This is a genomic window from Nocardiopsis sp. EMB25, from assembly GCF_026797795.1.
GTDB classification, from domain to species: domain Bacteria; phylum Actinomycetota; class Actinomycetes; order Streptosporangiales; family Streptosporangiaceae; genus Nocardiopsis; species Nocardiopsis lucentensis.
The window spans coordinates 2,833,588-2,849,698 of record NZ_JAMTDN010000001.1; the positions used below are offsets into that span (position 1 = coordinate 2,833,588).

Annotated in this window: 17 protein-coding genes; 1 reads left to right on the top strand and 16 read right to left on the bottom strand. The window is 70.2% G+C overall.

The genetic code is table 11. The features are described 5' to 3' along the window. Positions 1–463 precede the first annotated feature (463 nt). The 10 genes from KIK06_RS12150 to uvrC form a co-directional block, all read right to left on the bottom strand. The gene (locus KIK06_RS12150) at positions 464–835 is read right to left on the bottom strand and encodes an RNA polymerase-binding protein RbpA (RefSeq protein ID WP_017606310.1); all 372 of its coding nucleotides are present in this window, start codon (positions 833–835) and stop codon (positions 464–466) included. A gap of 80 nt (positions 836–915) precedes the next feature. Further along, entirely contained in the window at positions 916–1,149 is a 234-nt protein-coding gene (gene secG, locus KIK06_RS12155; RefSeq protein ID WP_017598465.1) for a preprotein translocase subunit SecG, read from the bottom strand. A gap of 292 nt (positions 1,150–1,441) precedes the next feature. Next, a complete protein-coding gene (gene tpiA, locus KIK06_RS12160) occupies positions 1,442–2,218 on the bottom strand; it encodes a triose-phosphate isomerase (protein WP_017598466.1) in 777 nt (258 codons plus the stop codon). 142 nt (positions 2,219–2,360) lie between these two features. Further along, positions 2,361–3,545 carry a phosphoglycerate kinase gene (locus KIK06_RS12165; protein ID WP_268643223.1) on the bottom strand — a complete coding sequence of 395 codons (1,185 nt, stop codon included), beginning with the start codon at positions 3,543–3,545 and terminating at the stop codon, positions 2,361–2,363. A gap of 140 nt (positions 3,546–3,685) precedes the next feature. Then, complete coding sequence (gene gap / locus KIK06_RS12170) at positions 3,686–4,690, bottom strand: type I glyceraldehyde-3-phosphate dehydrogenase (RefSeq protein WP_017598467.1); 1,005 nt, start codon at positions 4,688–4,690, stop codon at positions 3,686–3,688. Positions 4,691–5,023: 333 nt separating this feature from the next. Next, positions 5,024–6,004: a DNA-binding protein WhiA gene (whiA, locus tag KIK06_RS12175; RefSeq protein ID WP_017598468.1), complete on the bottom strand. Its 981-nt coding sequence runs from the start codon at positions 6,002–6,004 to the stop codon at positions 5,024–5,026. Between the two features lie 261 nt (positions 6,005–6,265). Then, positions 6,266–6,676 carry a DUF488 domain-containing protein gene (locus tag KIK06_RS12180; RefSeq protein WP_268643224.1) on the bottom strand — a complete coding sequence of 137 codons (411 nt, stop codon included), beginning with the start codon at positions 6,674–6,676 and terminating at the stop codon, positions 6,266–6,268. Positions 6,677–6,713: 37 nt separating this feature from the next. Continuing rightward, the gene (locus tag KIK06_RS12185; protein ID WP_026127577.1) at positions 6,714–7,688 is read right to left on the bottom strand and encodes a gluconeogenesis factor YvcK family protein; all 975 of its coding nucleotides are present in this window, start codon (positions 7,686–7,688) and stop codon (positions 6,714–6,716) included. A gap of 212 nt (positions 7,689–7,900) precedes the next feature. Continuing rightward, positions 7,901–8,785 (bottom strand): RNase adapter RapZ, encoded by an 885-nt coding sequence (gene rapZ, locus KIK06_RS12190; protein WP_017598471.1) that lies wholly within the window; start codon positions 8,783–8,785, stop codon positions 7,901–7,903. Beyond that, positions 8,782–10,818 carry an excinuclease ABC subunit UvrC gene (gene uvrC / locus KIK06_RS12195; RefSeq protein ID WP_268643225.1) on the bottom strand — a complete coding sequence of 679 codons (2,037 nt, stop codon included), beginning with the start codon at positions 10,816–10,818 and terminating at the stop codon, positions 8,782–8,784. The genes rapZ and uvrC overlap by 4 nt, the downstream gene beginning before the upstream one ends. Positions 10,819–10,965: 147 nt before the next feature. On the opposite strand from uvrC, the gene KIK06_RS12200 reads away from it, so the two are divergent. After that, a complete protein-coding gene (locus KIK06_RS12200) occupies positions 10,966–12,108 on the top strand; it encodes a mechanosensitive ion channel family protein (protein ID WP_268643226.1) in 1,143 nt (380 codons plus the stop codon). Positions 12,109–12,185: 77 nt separating this feature from the next. On the opposite strand, the gene KIK06_RS12205 is transcribed toward KIK06_RS12200, so the two are convergent. The 6 genes from KIK06_RS12205 to KIK06_RS12230 form a co-directional block, all read right to left on the bottom strand. Next, positions 12,186–12,572 carry a Rieske (2Fe-2S) protein gene (locus KIK06_RS12205; RefSeq protein ID WP_268643227.1) on the bottom strand — a complete coding sequence of 129 codons (387 nt, stop codon included), beginning with the start codon at positions 12,570–12,572 and terminating at the stop codon, positions 12,186–12,188. 216 nt (positions 12,573–12,788) lie between these two features. Then, a complete protein-coding gene (locus KIK06_RS12210; RefSeq protein WP_268643228.1) occupies positions 12,789–13,313 on the bottom strand; it encodes a GNAT family N-acetyltransferase in 525 nt (174 codons plus the stop codon). A 13-nt stretch (positions 13,314–13,326) separates the two neighbouring features. Then, the gene (locus KIK06_RS12215; RefSeq protein ID WP_268643229.1) at positions 13,327–14,904 is read right to left on the bottom strand and encodes an asparagine synthase-related protein; all 1,578 of its coding nucleotides are present in this window, start codon (positions 14,902–14,904) and stop codon (positions 13,327–13,329) included. Between the two features lie 42 nt (positions 14,905–14,946). Further along, positions 14,947–15,105 (bottom strand): hypothetical protein, encoded by a 159-nt coding sequence (locus KIK06_RS12220; RefSeq protein WP_017602384.1) that lies wholly within the window; start codon positions 15,103–15,105, stop codon positions 14,947–14,949. A gap of 386 nt (positions 15,106–15,491) precedes the next feature. Beyond that, positions 15,492–15,740, bottom strand: a complete 249-nt coding sequence (locus KIK06_RS12225) for a hypothetical protein (protein ID WP_268643230.1) — start codon at positions 15,738–15,740, stop codon at positions 15,492–15,494. Beyond that, positions 15,737–16,003: a hypothetical protein gene (locus KIK06_RS12230; RefSeq protein WP_268643231.1), complete on the bottom strand. Its 267-nt coding sequence runs from the start codon at positions 16,001–16,003 to the stop codon at positions 15,737–15,739. The genes KIK06_RS12225 and KIK06_RS12230 overlap by 4 nt, the downstream gene beginning before the upstream one ends. Between the last annotated feature and the right edge of the window lie 108 nt (positions 16,004–16,111).

The window sequence follows — 16,111 nt, forward strand, 5'->3', positions numbered from 1 at the left end:
GAATCCAGTCGTGCTCGCCACCGGTCGGACACGCTGACATCGACACCATCTCCTCAGGAGGGGCTGTTGGGGGTGCGTGGCGATCACTGTAATTCCCACCAACCACACGAGTCCCGGGAATGAGAAAGTCCACCCCATCCTTCACATCCGCGTCGGACCATGCCATTCCGCGATGGAAACGTCGGCACGCGGTGTGATAACCCCGTCATTCCACGCCACTACCCCCGCCTCCAACGCAGACACGCACGACCCATCCCCGCGAACACCGCGAGGGGCCCGTCGCGACGGCGACGGGCCCCTCGGACGAAGTCACGGCTGGGACGATCCCGCGGGGCTACACCTCGGGCGCCCGAACAGCGTGGGTGTCGCGCGGCCGACGCCCGTTGAGGATGCTCCGCCCCGTCGTGAAGCGGCCACCGGGGCAACGGGCGGACGAAGCGAGGCGGCTCGGAACGAGCACGGCCTAGTTCTGGGAGGCCTTCATGTGGGCCTCGACCGCCGCGCGGTCGGCGCGCAGCTTGGCGAGCGCCTCGTCGAGGATGAGCTTGCCCTCCTCCTCGCTCCGCCGCTCCTTGACGTAGGCCAGGTGGGTCTTGTAAGGCTCGGTGCGCGGCGGCGAAGGCGGGTTGGCCTTGTCCTTGCCCGCGGGGAAGCCGCAGCGTGGGCAGTCCCACTCGTCGGGGACGGCTGCCTCGCTCGCGAAGCTGGGCACGACCTCGTGCAGGTTCGCACAGTAGAACGGAACCCGGATCCGCGGGGCGGCCTCGCCGCGCTCCGCCTCGCCCATCGGGCCGGCTCCGACTCGGCTGCCACGGATGGCACTGCCACTACCCACGAAAAACTCCTTCGGCGAACGCGCTCACCGGCACTCGGGCGAGCGTGACTGTGGACGGGGGAAGCCTCTGGGGGCGCCTGCTAGGCCCGGCCGTACAGGATGCCGAGGACGATGACGGAAAGGATCCACACGATGCCGACGGCCACCGTCATGCGGTCGAGGTTGCGTTCGACCACCGACGACCCGCCGAGCGAGGACGTGACCCCGCCGCCGAACATGTCGGACAGACCGCCGCCCTTGCCCTTGTGCAGCAGCACCAGGAAGATCAGCAGCACACTGAGAACCATCACGAAGATGGACAGACCGAGAGTCACACGCTCACCCGTAGCTCGACCCCGAAGCGGGGGGATGGACACCACGGCCCCCGTTTCCCATCCGTACCGGCGACGGCGCCGCGGCGCCTGGCCGACCGGTCGGATCATGGAAGGAGGAGACCGGGACGATTTCGGATTTTACCGTGCCGCCGGCGGCACGGGTGGGGACTTGCGCGATGCACGCAGATCCCCTCAGCGAAGTCTAGCCCGACGAGAGCCCCCGTCGGACACCCCGTCCGCCGAACCTGGACGAACCGGTCCGGTGGACGGGACATCGTGAGACGTCCAGCGACTACTGGTCGCCGTAACGGATCACCTTGACGAACTCGTCGGCCTTCAGGCAAGCACCGCCGACCAGGGCGCCGTCCACATCGGTCTGGGCCATGATGCCCGGGGCGTTGTCGCCCTTGACGGAGCCGCCGTAGAGCACGCGCACCGCGTCCGCGACCTCCTGGGAGTACAGCTCGGCCAGACGCACGCGAACGGCCGCGCACACCTCCTGGGCGTCCTCGGGGGTGGCGACCTCTCCGGTACCGATCGCCCACACCGGCTCGTAGGCCACCACGATCCTGGCGGCCTGCTCGGCGGTGACCTCCTTCAGAGCGCCGTCCAGCTGGGCCAGGACGTGCTCGACCTGGCGGCCCTCCTTGCGCACCTCCAGGCCCTCGCCCACGCAGAGCAGCGGCACGATGTCGTTCTTGAAGGCTGCCTTGACCTTGGCGTTGACCAGGGCGTCGTCCTCGTGGTGGTACTCACGGCGCTCGGAGTGGCCGACCAGCACGTAGGAGCACTCCAGCTTGGCGAGCATCGCGCCGGAGACCTCGCCGGTGTAGGCGCCCTTGTCGTGGGCGGAGATGTCCTGGGCGCCGAAACCGATGCGCAGCTTGTCCCCGTCCACGAGCGTCTGCACGCTGCGCAGGTCGGTGAACGGCGGCAGGACGACGACCTCGACCTTGTCGTAGTCCTTGTCCTTCAGTGCGAAGGCCAGCTTCTGGACGAGCGCGATGGCCTCCAGGTGGTTGTTGTTCATCTTCCAGTTGCCCGCGATGAGCGGCAGGCGCTGGGACATGTCGTCACTTCCCGTCTAGGCTGTGCTTGTTTGGAGCCGGGCTCGCTCCGGGCCGCCGCTTGGCTTCGGCCCGTGTTCGGGCGCCCGAACGGCGACCCCCGGAGCTTGGCGCCCCACCGGGGGCCACCGGAGGGGGAGCGTCTCAGGCGAGGGCGTCGATACCGGGCAGGTCCTTGCCCTCCAGGTACTCCAGGCTGGCGCCGCCACCGGTGGAGATGTGGCCGAAGGCCGACTCGTCGAAGCCCAGCGCGCGCACCGCCGCGGCCGAGTCGCCGCCGCCGACCACGGTGAAGGCGTCGGAGTCGATGAGCGCCTGGGCCAGCGCGCGGGTGCCGTCCGCGTACGGCTCCATCTCGAACACGCCCATGGGGCCGTTCCAGAACACCGTGCGGGTGTCGGCGATCTTCTCCGCGAACAGCGCCTGGCTCTTCGGGCCGATGTCCAGGCCCATCCGGTCGGCCGGGATCGCGTCGACGTCCACCGCCGCGTGGGGAGCGTCCGCGGCGAACTTCTCCGCGGCCACGACGTCCACCGGCAGGACGATCTCCACACCCTCGCGCTCGGCGCGCTCCAGGTAGCCGCGCACGGTGTCCAGCTGGTCGTTCTCCAGCAGGCTGGAGCCGACCTCGTAGCCCTTGGCCTTGAGGAAGGTGAACACCATGCCGCCACCGATGAGCAGGCGGTCGGCGGTGCCGAGGAGGTTGTCGATGACGCCGAGCTTGTCGGAGACCTTGGAACCGCCCAGCGCCACGGCGTACGGGCGCGCGGGCTCCGCGGTCAGCTTGCGCAGGACCTCGACCTCGGTCAGGACGAGGCCGCCGACGGCGTGCGGGAGCTTGCCGGGCAGGTCGAAGACACTGGCGTGCTTGCGGTGCACGGCGCCGAAGGCGTCCCCGACGTACAGGTCCGCCAGCCGGGCGAAGCGGTCGGCGAGCTCGCCGCGCTCGGCGTCGTCCTTGCTGGTCTCGCCGGGCTCGAAGCGCACGTTCTCCAGCAGCGCGACCTGGCCGTCGGTGAGGGCCGCGCAGGTGGCACGGGCCGACTCACCGGCGGTGTCGGCGGCGAAGGCCACCTCGGTGCCGAGCAGCTCGCCCAGGCGGGCGGCCACGGGTCGGAGGGAGAAGCGCGGGTCCGGGGCGCCCTTGGGGCGGCCCAGGTGGGCGGCGACGATGACGCGCGCGCCGCGCTCGCGCAGCTTCTCGATGGTGGGCAGGGCCGCGCGGATACGGCCGTCGTCGGTGATCCGCTCGCCGTCCAGGGGCACGTTGAGGTCGGCCCGGACGAACACGCGCTTGCCGGAGACGTCGATGTCGTCGATCGTCCGCATGCTGGTCTCCTCGGTGGTCTGATCAGCCCGGACGTCGCGCCGGGCGAGGGTCGGGTGGGTGCTCGGACAGCGGCACCCCCTCGCGGTGGCGAAGGGGTGCCGTGGGGCGACGCGCGACGGGCGGGCCCTGTGTCCGGTGGTTACAGGTTGGAACCGACCAGCTTGGCCAGGTCGACCAGGCGGTTGGAGTAACCCCACTCGTTGTCGTACCAGCCGACGATCTTGACCTGGTTGCCGAACGCCATGGTCAGGCTGGAGTCGAAGGTGCAGGAAGGCGAGGTGCCGACGATGTCGGAGGAGACGATCGGGTCCTCGGTGTAGACCAGGACGTCCTTGAGCGGGCCCTCGGCGGCGGCCTTGAACGCGGCGTTGACCTCGTCCTTGGTGACCTCGCGGTCCAGGGTGACGACCAGGTCGGTCACGGAGCCGTCCGGCACCGGGACGCGCATGGCCATGCCGTCCAGCTTGCCCTGCAGCTCGGGGATGACCAGGGCGGTGGCCTTGGCGGCACCGGTCGTGGTCGGGATGATGTTCTGCGCGGCGGCGCGGGCGCGGCGCAGGTCCGAGTGCGGGAAGTCCAGGATGACCTGGTCGTTGGTGTAGGCGTGCACCGTGGTCATCAGGCCCTGCTGGATGCCGAAGCTGTCCATCAGCACCTTGGCCATGGGCGCCACGCAGTTGGTGGTGCACGAGGCGTTGGAGATGACGTCGTGCTGGGCGGCGTCGTACTTGTCGTCGTTGACGCCCATGACGACGGTCAGGTCCTCGCCCTTGGCCGGGGCGGAGATGATGACCTTCTTGGCGCCGGCGCTGATGTGCTTCCGGGCGTCCTCGGCCTTGGTGAAGCGACCGGTGGACTCGATGACCACGTCCACGTTCAGGTCGGACCAGGGCAGCTGGGCCGGGTCGCGCTCGGCCAGGACCTTGACGGTCTTGTCGCCGACGCGGATGAAGTCGTCGCCCACCTCGACGTCACCGTCGAGGGTGCCGAGCACAGTGTCGTACTTGAGCAGGTGCGCGAGCGTCTTGGTGTCGGTGAGGTCGTTGACCGCGACGATTTCGATGTCGCTGCCGCCAGCGGCGACCGCGCGCCAGAAATTGCGGCCGATCCGACCGAAGCCGTTGACGCCTACACGGATGGTCACGGAACCAATCTCCTCATATGTCGCACATCATTTCCACCCGCGCATTCGTCCTCGCTCGCGACGTCCGCCCCGGTGGGAGGCCGAGGCAACCGCATTGAACAGGGTTAACACGCGCCAGGTGTTGTCAGAGAGCCTAGCGGAGCGCCAACGGACCACAGCGACGGGCCCTGAGTTCGCCGCCTCGCCGACCCTCATGGATTCGCGACCATACTGACACCGACCAGCGAAGAGGTCTATACCATTGTTGGAAGTTATCCGAGGGTTTCCCCAGTTAACAAAGCCGAACACCTGAGGGGCCACAGGCAACCGCGCGTTCACACGGCGACGCTCCGGTCAGGGGACCAGCATGTCCGGAGTGAGGTTCGCCTCGGTCCCCTCGATGCCCAGATCGCTGGCCCGCTTGTCGGCCATCGCGAGCAGCCTGCGGATACGTCCGGCGATGGCGTCCTTGGTCAGCGGCGGAACCGACAGCTGACCCAACTCCTCCAGGGACGCCTGCTTGTGCGCCAGGCGCAGTTTCCCGGCGGCCACCAGGTGCTCGGGGGCGTCCTCTCCCAGGATCTCCAGAGCCCGCTCCACGCGCGCCCCCGCCGCCACCGCCGCACGGGCGCTGCGGCGCAGGTTGGCGTCGTCGAAGTTGGCGAGTCGGTTGGCGGTGGCCCGCACCTCGCGGCGCATCCGACGCTCCTCCCAGGCCAGCACGCTCTGGTGAGCGCCCAGCAGGGTCAGCAGCGCGCCGATGGAGTCCCCGTCGCGCACCACGACACGGTCCACACCGCGCACCTCGCGCGCCTTGGCGTGCACCTTGAGCCGCCGCGCCGCCCCGACCAGTGCCAGCGCCGCCTCCGGCCCCGGGCAAGTGACCTCGAGCGACATCGACCGCCCCGGTTCGGTCAGGGACCCGTGGGCGATGAACGCGCCCCGCCAGGCCGACTCGGAGTCACAGGCCCCGCCCGCGACCACGTGCCGCGGCAGCCCGCGCACCGGACGGCCGTTGTTGTCCACCAACCCCGTCTGACGGGCCAGGGACTCGCCGTCCTTGATCACCCGGACCACGTACCGGTTACCCTTGCGCAGACCGCTCGGAGACAGGACGACCACCTCGGACTCGTGCCCGAAGACCTCGGAAATGTCCTTGCGCAGGCGGCGCGCGGCCGCACCGGTGTCGAGCTCGGCCTCGATCACGATCCGCCCGCCCACCAGGTGCAGCCCCCCGGTGAACCGCAGGATGGTGGACACCTCCGCCTTGCGGCAGCATGGCTTGAGAATGGCCAGACGGCTCAACTCATCCTTCACCACGCCGGTCATCGCCATCGCCGCGATCCTCCCCTTCGAACTGGCCCGTCCCAGTGACCCGCACCGGGCACCGGTGTGCACCGACGCGGCCCCGCCACGCCCGGTTTCCTTCGAGGCAGACTACTTGACCGCTCCCCTCCCCGAAGGGAAGGGATTCACCGGCGAGTCCACCTCCCATCATGAAATGTGTCGGGATTCCCGGCCGGCGGGGAGCAGCGACGGCGAAAGACGACTCCCCGGCCCAGCCGTGGGTGCGTCCCGCCGCGTACCGGCGTGCGGTCAACCGCTCCCGGCGTCCTCCGACAACCGCTCCTCCACGTGGTCGCGCAGGACGAGCGCGTGGTTGTGCTCGGTGTCACGGGCGGCGTACAGAAGGGTGACCGGGCCGCGGCGCGCAGCCGCCAGCACAGGCTCCACCGCCTCCGGGCGGGCGTCCAGTTCAGCGCGATAGCGCTCGGCGAACCCGGCGAACCGCTCAGGGTCATGACCGAACCAGGACCGCAGCTCGGAACTGGGGGCCGCCTCCCGCAGCCACTCCACGCCCTCCAGGGACGCCCGGGACACACCGCGCGGCCACAACCGGTCCACGAGGAAGAGGCGCCCCCGCGGCGACGTCCGCCCCTCCTCCGAGTTCCCACGCGCACGCACCACGTCATACACCCGCTCCACGTGAACACCGTGAACAACCATGTCGCGGGTCTTCCCCAGCGACACCCCGTCCACGCGTTCAGCCGACCAGGATCCGCTCGAAGGCCGCTGCGAGGCGCTCGGCGTCATGGCGCGGTGAACCGTCGTCACGCCCCAGGTCGGCCAGCTCCAAACGACCGCCGATCCCGCGCACCACCCGCTCCAGCGGTTCGATCTCCTCCACCGTGCCCCGATCGGCCAGCACCACGTCCACCCCGAGTTTGGGCGCGTGCTCGTGCAGGACCTCCAGGTAGGTCTCGGGCCGAAAACCGTCGGTCTCGCCCCGTTGCGGCGACAGGTTGAGCGCCACCACACGCCGGGCCCGGGTGGTGACCAGGGCGTGCGCCAAGTCGGGGACCAGCAGGTGCGGCAGGACGCTGGTGAACCACGACCCCGGGCCGAACACCACCCAGTCGGCCTCGCGCACCGCCTTGACCGCCTGCGGGCTGGCGGGCGGAGCCTCAGGGATCAGGGAGATCGACCGCACCCGCCCGCTCGTGCTCGCGCACGCCACCTGTCCCCGAACCGTCGTCAGCTCCCCGGGCCGGTCGGGATCGATCCCCGCGACCTCGGCCGCGATGTCCAACGGCACCGAGGACATCGGCAGCACCCGCCCGTGCGCGCCCAACAGCTGACCCACCCAGTCCAGACCCGCCACCGAGTCCCCCAGCAACTCCCACAACGCCACGATCAGCAGATTGCCGACCGCGTGGCCGTGCAGTTCGCCCTCGGACCGGAACCGGTGCTGGACCACCTGACTCCAGGTGTGCCCCCACTCGTCGTCGCCGCACAACGCGGCCAGGGCCATCCGCAGGTCACCAGGGGGAAGCACACCCAGCTCTCGGCGGAGCCGACCACTGGAACCGCCGTCGTCGGCGACGGTGACGATCGCGGTGACGTCGGTGGTCACCCTGCGCAGTGCCGAGAGGGACGCGTGCAGCCCGTGCCCGCCACCCAGGGCGACCACACGGGGTGGGCGCCTCCCGTCACCGTGCGGCACCGTGCTGTTCGACATGATGGCTGTGGCCTGCCCCTCGTCCCGTGTACGGCTGGCGCTCGCGACCGCCCCGCCGCAGACGGCGCGCAGACGGTCGACCCACGCCCAGGACCGCCGGACACCGGCCCGCCAAAGGACCGGTACCAGCGGTGACCGGGCCAATCTAAGCGAAGACACCGCACTTGGCGATTCCGCTCACTCTGCGTGCGGCGCCCGGATCGGCGAGGAGGTCACTCCCGCCCGACGTCCCGGTGAACGACGTGCACGTCCACGCCCTGCGCACGGAGCCGCTCACCGAACTGCTCGGCCATGGCCACACTGCGGTGCTTACCGCCCGTGCACCCCACCGCGAGCGTCATGTAGTGCTTACCCTCACGCTGGTAGCCCTCGATGGTCAGCTTGAGCACCTCGGAGTAGGACTCCAGCATCTCCTTGGCCCCGTCCTGGGACAGGACGTAGTCGCGCACGGGGGCGTCCCGGCCGTTCATCGGCCGCAGATCGGGCACCCAGTGGGGGTTGGGCAGGAACCGGCAGTCCAGGACCAGGTCGGCGTCCACGGGCAGCCCGTGCTTGAACCCGAACGAGACGACGTTGGCGCGGATACGGCCCTCGCCGTCCTCCCCGAAGAAACCGAGCACGCGCGCCTTGAGCTGGTGCACGTTGAGCTGGGAGGTGTCGATGACCAGGTCGGCCTCGCCCCGGATCGCGCGCAGGGTCTCGCGCTCACGGGTGATGCCGTCGGTGAGCAGACCGTCGCCCTGGAGCGGGTGGCGGCGGCGCACCCCCTCGAAGCGGCGCACCAGCGCCTCGTCCCCCGCCTCCAGGAACAACACGCGCGCGGTCATGTCGCGCTTGCGCAGCTCCTCCACCGTGGACAACAGGTCCTCGGTGAAGGCCAGCGACCGCACGTCCACGACGACGGCGACCCGCGGCACGGCGCCGTGGGTACGTCCGGCCAGTTCGATCATGGTCGGCAACAGCCCGGGAGGCAGATTGTCCACCACGAACCAGCCCAGGTCCTCCAGGGCCCTGGCCGCCGTGCTCCGTCCCGCCCCGGACATACCGGTGACGATGACCACCTCCGGTGGCAGCTCGCCACCCAGTTCGACCGTCATGTGTCTCCTCCCCCGTGGGTGCCTTGCTGTGCTGGTGCCCCGTCGCCGTTTCGGTCCGAACCGGCGGTCTCGCCGGACAGGTGGGCGTGCACGGCCTCGGCCAGTTTGGGACCGATGCCCGGGACCGCCGCGATCTCCTCCGCCGTGGCCGAGGCCAGGCGTTTGACCGACCCGAACTCCTTGATCAGCGCCGACCTGCGGGTCGGGCCCAGGCCCGGCAGGTCGTCCAACGCGCTGCCCGTGAGCGCCTTGGCGCGCTTGTGGCGGTGGTAGCGGACGGCGAAGCGGTGCGCCTCGTCGCGCACCCGCTGGAGCAGGTACAGACCCTCGCCCGTACGGGGCAGGATCACCGGGTCCTCGTCGTCGGGCAGCCACACCTCCTCCAGGCGCTTGGCCAGACCGCACACGGCGATGTCCTCGATGCCGAGTTCGTCCAGTGCCCGACGCGCCGCCTCGGCCTGCGGGCGGGCTCCGTCGACCACCACCAGGTTAGGGGGGTAGGCGAACTTGCCGGGTGCGGGTACCTCCCCGGCGGAGCCGTCGCCGTGGCCACCGGTCCCACCCATCCGGGCGACCTCACCGGCGCGGGCGCTCTCCTCAAGGTAGCGGGTGAACCTGCGTTTGATCACCTCGTACATGGCGGCGACGTCGTGCTGTTCGGCGCCGCCCGCCCCGGACCCCCGAATGCTGAACCGGCGGTACTCGGACTTGCGGGCCAGACCGTCCTCGAACACCACCATGGACGCCACCACATGCTCACCCTGGAGGTTGGAGATGTCGTAGCACTCGATGCGCAGCGGCGCCTCGGGCAGGTCCAGGGCCTCCTGGATCTCGTTGAGGGCCCGGCCCCGGGTGCTCAGGTCACCGGCGCGGTGGGTCTTGTGGCGGGCCAGCGCCTCGCGGGCGTTCTTGGCCACGGTCTCCATCAGGTCCTTCTTGTCCCCGCGCTGGGGCACGCGCACGGTGACCGACGAACCCCGGCGTTCCGAGAGCCAGGAGGCGACGGCGGAGGCGTCCACTGGGGCGTCGGAGACCAGGACCTCGCGCGGGACCGCGCCGCCGGTGTCGGCGGTGGCGTCCTCGTCCGCGGCCTCCCCCGCGTCGCCGTAGAGCTGGCCGAGGAAGGTCTCCATCAGTTCCGCGGGACCGGCGTCGGTGACCTTGTCGACCACATACCCCCGACGCCCCCGAATCCGGCCGCCGCGCACGTGGAAGATCTGCACGGCCGCCTCCAACTGGTCGTCGGCCATCGCGATGACGTCGCAGTCGGTGGAGTCGGGCAACACCACGGCCTGCTTCTCCAGGGCGGCCCGCAGGGCCTCGATGTCGTCGCGGATGCGGGCGGCCCGCTCGTACTCCATCTCCTGGGCGGCCTCGCCCATCCGCGCCTGCAGTTCGCGGATGAACCGCCCGGTGTCCCCGGCCAGGAAGGAGCAGAAGTCCTCCACCAGCGCCCGGTGCTCCTCGGGGGTGGCCCGGCCCACGCACGGGGCCACGCACTTGCCGATGTAGCCGAGCAGGCAAGGGCGGCCGCTGTTGCGCGCGCTCCGGAAGACACCCGCCGAGCAGGTCCGCACCGGGAAGACGCGCAGCAGCAGGTCCACGGTCTCGCGGATGGCCCAGGCGTGGGAGTAGGGGCCGAAGTAGCGCACCCCGCGCCGCTTGGCGCCGCGCATCACCTGGACCCGGGGGATGTCCTCTTGGAGGGTGACCGCGAGATAGGGGTAGCTCTTGTCGTCGCGGTACTTGACGTTGAAGCGGGGGTCGTACTGCTTGATCCAGGAGTACTCCAGCTGCAGCGCCTCCACCTCGGTGCCCACGACCGTCCAGTCGACGTCGGCGGCTGTGGAGACCATCTGCTGGGTGCGCGGGTGCAGTCCGGCGAAGTCGCGGAAGTAGGAGGACAGGCGCGAGCGCAGGTTCTTGGCCTTGCCGACGTAGATGACCCGCCCCGAGGCGTCACGGAACCGGTAGACGCCCGGGTCGCGCGGGATGGATCCGGGGGCGGGGCGCAGGTGAGGAGTCGCAGCCATACCCCCATTCTGGTCGGTGCGAAGGACATCCGGCCACCCGAGCCGCCCACGTCACACCGGTGAAACGTCACGGGTGGATATCGGAATGCCCTAGGTTGGGCAGTACCGACGAACTTCCCAACCCGGACGTGAAAGGGGCCCTCCGCCGTGTCAGCTGGCCAATGGATCGCGATCGGTGTCGCCGTCGCGATCGCCCTGCTGCTGGTCTTCGTGGTCCACTGGCTGCTCAACCACCAGCTGGGCCGGATCTGGCCGCAGGCCCGCTTCGTGGTCGCGCGGTCGACCTTCACCGCCTACGCCGCGGCCGCGGTGGTGGGCGCCAACCTGGCGCTGCCGGACAAGGGTGACGTCGACTGGAGCACGTACCGGACCATCGAGCACGCGATGGTCATCCTCATGATCGCGTCGCTGACCGGTCTGGGGATCAGCCTGGCCTACGCCGCGACGGACATGATCCTGGCGCGCCTGTCGAACTCCAACGGCGACGCCGACCGCCGCGCCCGCCGCATCCAGACCCAGGTGCGGCTGCTGCGCCGGGTGGTCACCTCGATCATCGTGGTCCTGGCGATCTCCGCGATCCTGTTCACCTTCGACGAGGTGCGCGCGCTCGGCGCCGGTCTGCTGGCCTCCGCGGGCATCATCGGTATCGTCGCCGGTGTGGCCGCCCAGTCCACCCTGGCCAACCTGTTCGCCGGCCTCCAGCTGGCCTTCAGCGACTCCCTGCGCATCGGCGACGTCGTCGTCATCGAGGGCGAGTGGGGCCGGGTGGAGGAACTGACCCTGGTCAACGTCACGGTGAAGATCTGGGACGAGCGCCGCCTGGTCGTGCCGGTCGCCAACTTCACCACCATGGTCTTCGAGAACTGGACGAAGCAGGGCACGGAGATCATGGCGAAGGTCATGCTGCCCCTGGACTGGGAGGTCCCGGTCGAGGCCCTGCGCGAGGAGGCGGGCCGCCTCATCACCTCCAGCAAGCACTGGGACGGCCGCAGTTGGTCCTGCCAGGTGGTGGACATCCTCAACGAGGGCCTGGTGGTGGTGCGGGTCGTCGCGACCGCCTCCGACACCGGCGACCAGTGGAACATCGCGTGCGAGATCCGTGAGCACCTGGCCGCCTGGCTGGTCGAGCACTACCCCGAGTCCCTGCCGCGCAAGCGCACCGAGTTGGTCACCGGCGGGGACGACGCGGACTACGCGGCCCGGTTCCCCACCTCGGCGTTCCGCCGGTCGGGGAGCGCCCGCAGAGCCGAGAGGGCCCTGGTGGAGCACGAGGAGGCCGGGGAGAACTGATCCGAACGCGGCGGGGCCCAGGACACCAGCGTGTCCTGGGCCCCGCGGCGTTCCCGGGCACCGCCCGTGGCGCGTCCTCAGTCGAGGATGATATCGGTGCCGTCGACGGTGACGGTGAACGGCTCCAGGGGCTCGGTGGCCGGGCCGACCACGGCCTCACCGGTGACCAGGTCGAACTGGCTGCCGTGGCACAGGCAGCCGATGACCTCGGTCACCTCCTGGACCGTGCAGCCGCCGTGCGTGCAGGCCGCGCTGAAGGCCCGGTAGTCGCCCTCCTCGGGCTGGGTGACGACGAGCTTGCTGTTGCTGAAGACCGCTCCCCCGCCCACCGGGACGTCCGTGGTCTGCCCGACCACCGTGCCGCGCCGCACGTCCTGCGGCTTGGGCGGCTCACCGCAGGCCGCGGCACCGGCCGTGACGGCCGCGGCCGCCCCCGCCGTCCCGAGCAGGCGGCGCCTGCTCATCCCGCACCCGCACGTTCTCTGACCGGACACGACCGAACGCTCCTCATCTGCACCGCTACGTCCAACACTACGAACTGTAGTAGGTACTGTGGGCGGTCCTGACCAGGGGTGGCCCCGCCCGCTCCGAAGCCCGCCGTGCCGGGGGTCAGCGCACGTCCAGCACCACGGTCCCGGCGATCTTGTCGTGGATCCCCTGCTGGTTGGGCCAGTTCAGGATCAAATGGTGACCACCGTCGTCAGTCCGAGTTCGGCCAGGTCAAGGCGCTCCGCTCGGCGCGCGAGCAGGTACAGGTGACCGGCTCGCCGGTCCATCTCCTTGACCAGGGCGAACCCCTGGGTCTCGTAGTACTTGACCAGCTCGGGGAAGAAGCATCCCCGCCGCACCCACTGTCGCCCCTGACGCGCGGCCTGGTCGACCGCCCACAGAGCGATCAGGGTTCCAGGCTTGTGCTCCCGGTACCCGGGGTCGGTGACGGTCGTGAACAGGTACAGGCTCCGCTCTTCGGCCTCTTCGGGTGTCCAGTCCTTCGGCGGCGCGTGGGTCGTCACCGTGGTGCATCCGACGATGCCGCCCTCGGTTTCGAGTACCCACATGAAGCCGCTTCCAGCCTGTCCGGCGAGATCGTCGACGTTCTCACGCCATGACTCCAGTCCGCGCTGTTCCATCCAGTCACAGCGCGCGGTGATCATCGACTCGACTGCGGCGGTGTCGGCCTCGATGGCGGGGCGCATGGTGAACACGGCTGATCCTCTCTCAGTGCAGGAAGGCGGTGGCGGACAGGTGCAGGCTCAACACTTCCAGGATCTTCGCGTCGCGCTCTTCGACGTAGCGCCCGGGAGTCAGACGGTCGACCGCGGTACGCAGCCCGTCGGGGTCCACCAAACCCTCATCGAACAGCACTGAACCCTCGGCCAGCATACGAGCGAACAGCTTGGGTGCGTAGGTGGTCAGGGCGTACTCGACGACCTCGGCGAAGCTCTCCCGCTCCACCGGATACACGACGTCGTCACTCATCCCGAGCGTGGCCAAGCGACGCCGCTGAAGCTGCTTCAGCTCACGCCAAGCGAACGGGAGCTGCTCGCCGAGCGCCACCATGTCCGGGTCCGCGAACGGGTGCACCGGCCACAGTCCATGCTTGAGAAGTACCGGGGCGGTCGTCTCCAGCGTCAGCAACGTCATGGAGTTGATCAACGCAGGAGGAGCGATGCCGTCGTCGGCGAACTCCAGCACGCTCGGAACCCGCGGGCCGACCCACGAGAGGATCTGCGCGTCGGTGATCTCGCCGAGCCCCTTGTGGGGCTCCTCCTCCTGAGTGAGGGCGACCATCTCGTCTCCCCCGAGGCCGGTCACGACGGTGCGGGCCCCAGCGGCGGCGATCGAGCGTGCCATCTCGACGAACGGCCGGTGCAAAGGCTCCTCCGTGGGGTTGACCACGCGGCCGTTGACCCAGGGGCAGTCAGGCGAGAGCGGCAGGTACCGCATGGCGTCGACGACCAGGTCCGAGTCGGCGAACCGCACACGGTCGCGGATCTCGGCGCGACGCCGGATCTGCTGCTCACGCCCAGGACCGCCGATCAACAGCGTTGCCGTGGGAAACCGGCCCGGGTACCGCTCGGCCGCGCGGGTGGCCACGGTGCCCGAGTCGAACCCGCCGGTCAGGTGGAACAGCGTGGTCTCCTCCGCCCAGGGGCGGCGGTCCATCGCCGTGTCCATGGTCGAAATGAACGCCCCCAAGACGTCGGCATCCGGTGCCAAGTCACGAGGCGTGCGGTGCAGGGCGGGATCGGGATAGGTGATCCACAAGTGCCCGCCGAAGTGCGCGGTCGCGCGCTCGGTGAGCCGGTGCACACCCCGGTACAGCGTCTCCGTCGAGTAGCGGGGCCGGTAGATCAGCAGCCGAGAGACCTCCTTGGGGTTGAGCCCGGTGGCGTGTGCGCGCAGGTCCGCCATGTCCCACGACCCGACCAGGGCCGTGCCGTCGGTGGCCAGGTAGAGCGGAGTTGTCCGGGCCGAACCGGCGGTGACGCGCACCGGCCGGTCGGGTTCGGTCTCGACGAGGACGACGTCGGTCGGCCAGCCGGTGACGGCGTCGCGGGCCTGGTCGTACTCGGCGGGGGTGAGGTCGCGAACCTCGGGATCGCAGACCGCCCGGTCGGCGACGCGTTCGCGGACCACGAGCAGGGTGCGCCGTCCGTCGGTCGCGGCCAGGTGCTCGACCATCGGGTGGTCGAAGGGCTCGATGCGGCTGCGGGTGTCCAGGGTGCTGTAGCACGCCCCGGACCAGTGCCAGGTCGGATTCTCGCTGTAAGGGGTCAACTGCAATCGCAGCATGGGCGCTACTCCGGGGCGTGCGTCGTTCAACGGGTCAGGTGGTTAGCGGGCGGTCGTGTCGTAGGTGTGGGCGGCGTCGCCCGACCCCGAGGACTTCTTGTACTCGTGGCTCTGCGCCGGGGTCTGCACGACCGCGCGGCGGGTCGCGAGGAACAGGCCGGTCACCTGCTCGCTCGTGGGCGGTGGGGTGAAGTCGTTCACCGCGTTCTCCTCTTCTGCTGGTGTTGACGGTTGCCCAGCGGGTGATCCCTACTGGGCGGGCACCGTTCCCGCAGGGGGACGGCGCTTGGTCCCGCGTGCCTGGGTCGGAACCAGCCAGGCACGCGGGGTCTGTGGTGGTGCCCGTTATCGGGGCGGATCTCCGTCTCGGCTGACGGACTCATCCGTCTGCGGGGTTTATCTGGTCACGGTCAGGACGTCTCGGCAGTGGCGGCAGGTCGCGGTGCGAATCCGATCCTGCGCGCCGGGTGGGTCCGGGATGTAGTCGTGCTGCCCGCTGGCGGTACCAGTGCACCGGGTAGCTCCGTCCACCGTTCCCTCCTCGGGGGAGGGTGCGGCCCCGGCCGGGGGCAGGGGCCGCACCCGGCTCAGACCGCCGCGACGGCATCCGGCAGGTTCTCCAAGGGGGACTCCCACACGAGCGTGTGCGGGTGCGGATCCCGGTATCGCGAGCGGGCCACCCGGATCACCGGCCCTACGGCTGCGGCGTAGACCGCGTGGCATTTCAGATCGGGACCCAGGTAGTGGACGACGGTGCCACGCTCGGCGGCCCACTGCTTGAGGGCGGACACGTCGGGCAGCTCACGAATGTCGCACACCATGCGTCGGTGCTTCATCGCGCCACCACCCCCTGGCGGGGCACCCGCTCGTGCCCGGTCTGGTAGGTGATCGGCGAGGCCGCGATCGCGTTGTCGAGCAGATCGACCGCGCCGGTCAGGTCGCCAGTTCCAGCCGCGTAGTCGACCGCCTGGCGGACGGCGTCGGCGCGGGTGTGCTCCAAGGCGTCCCGGTCGGCGCGGCCGGTGTCGGTCGGCGCGGCCGGGAGGGTGAGCGCGTCCCGGATCGAGGCGAGCAGGTCGCCCATGTCGGTGTCGATCATGCGGCGCCTCGCAGCAGGATCTTCACGGCCGGGGAGAGCGGGGCGAGGTCGCCGCCAGGCCAGGCCATGTGGGCCCGGACGCGGGCGGCCGGGGCAGAGGGGCGGGTG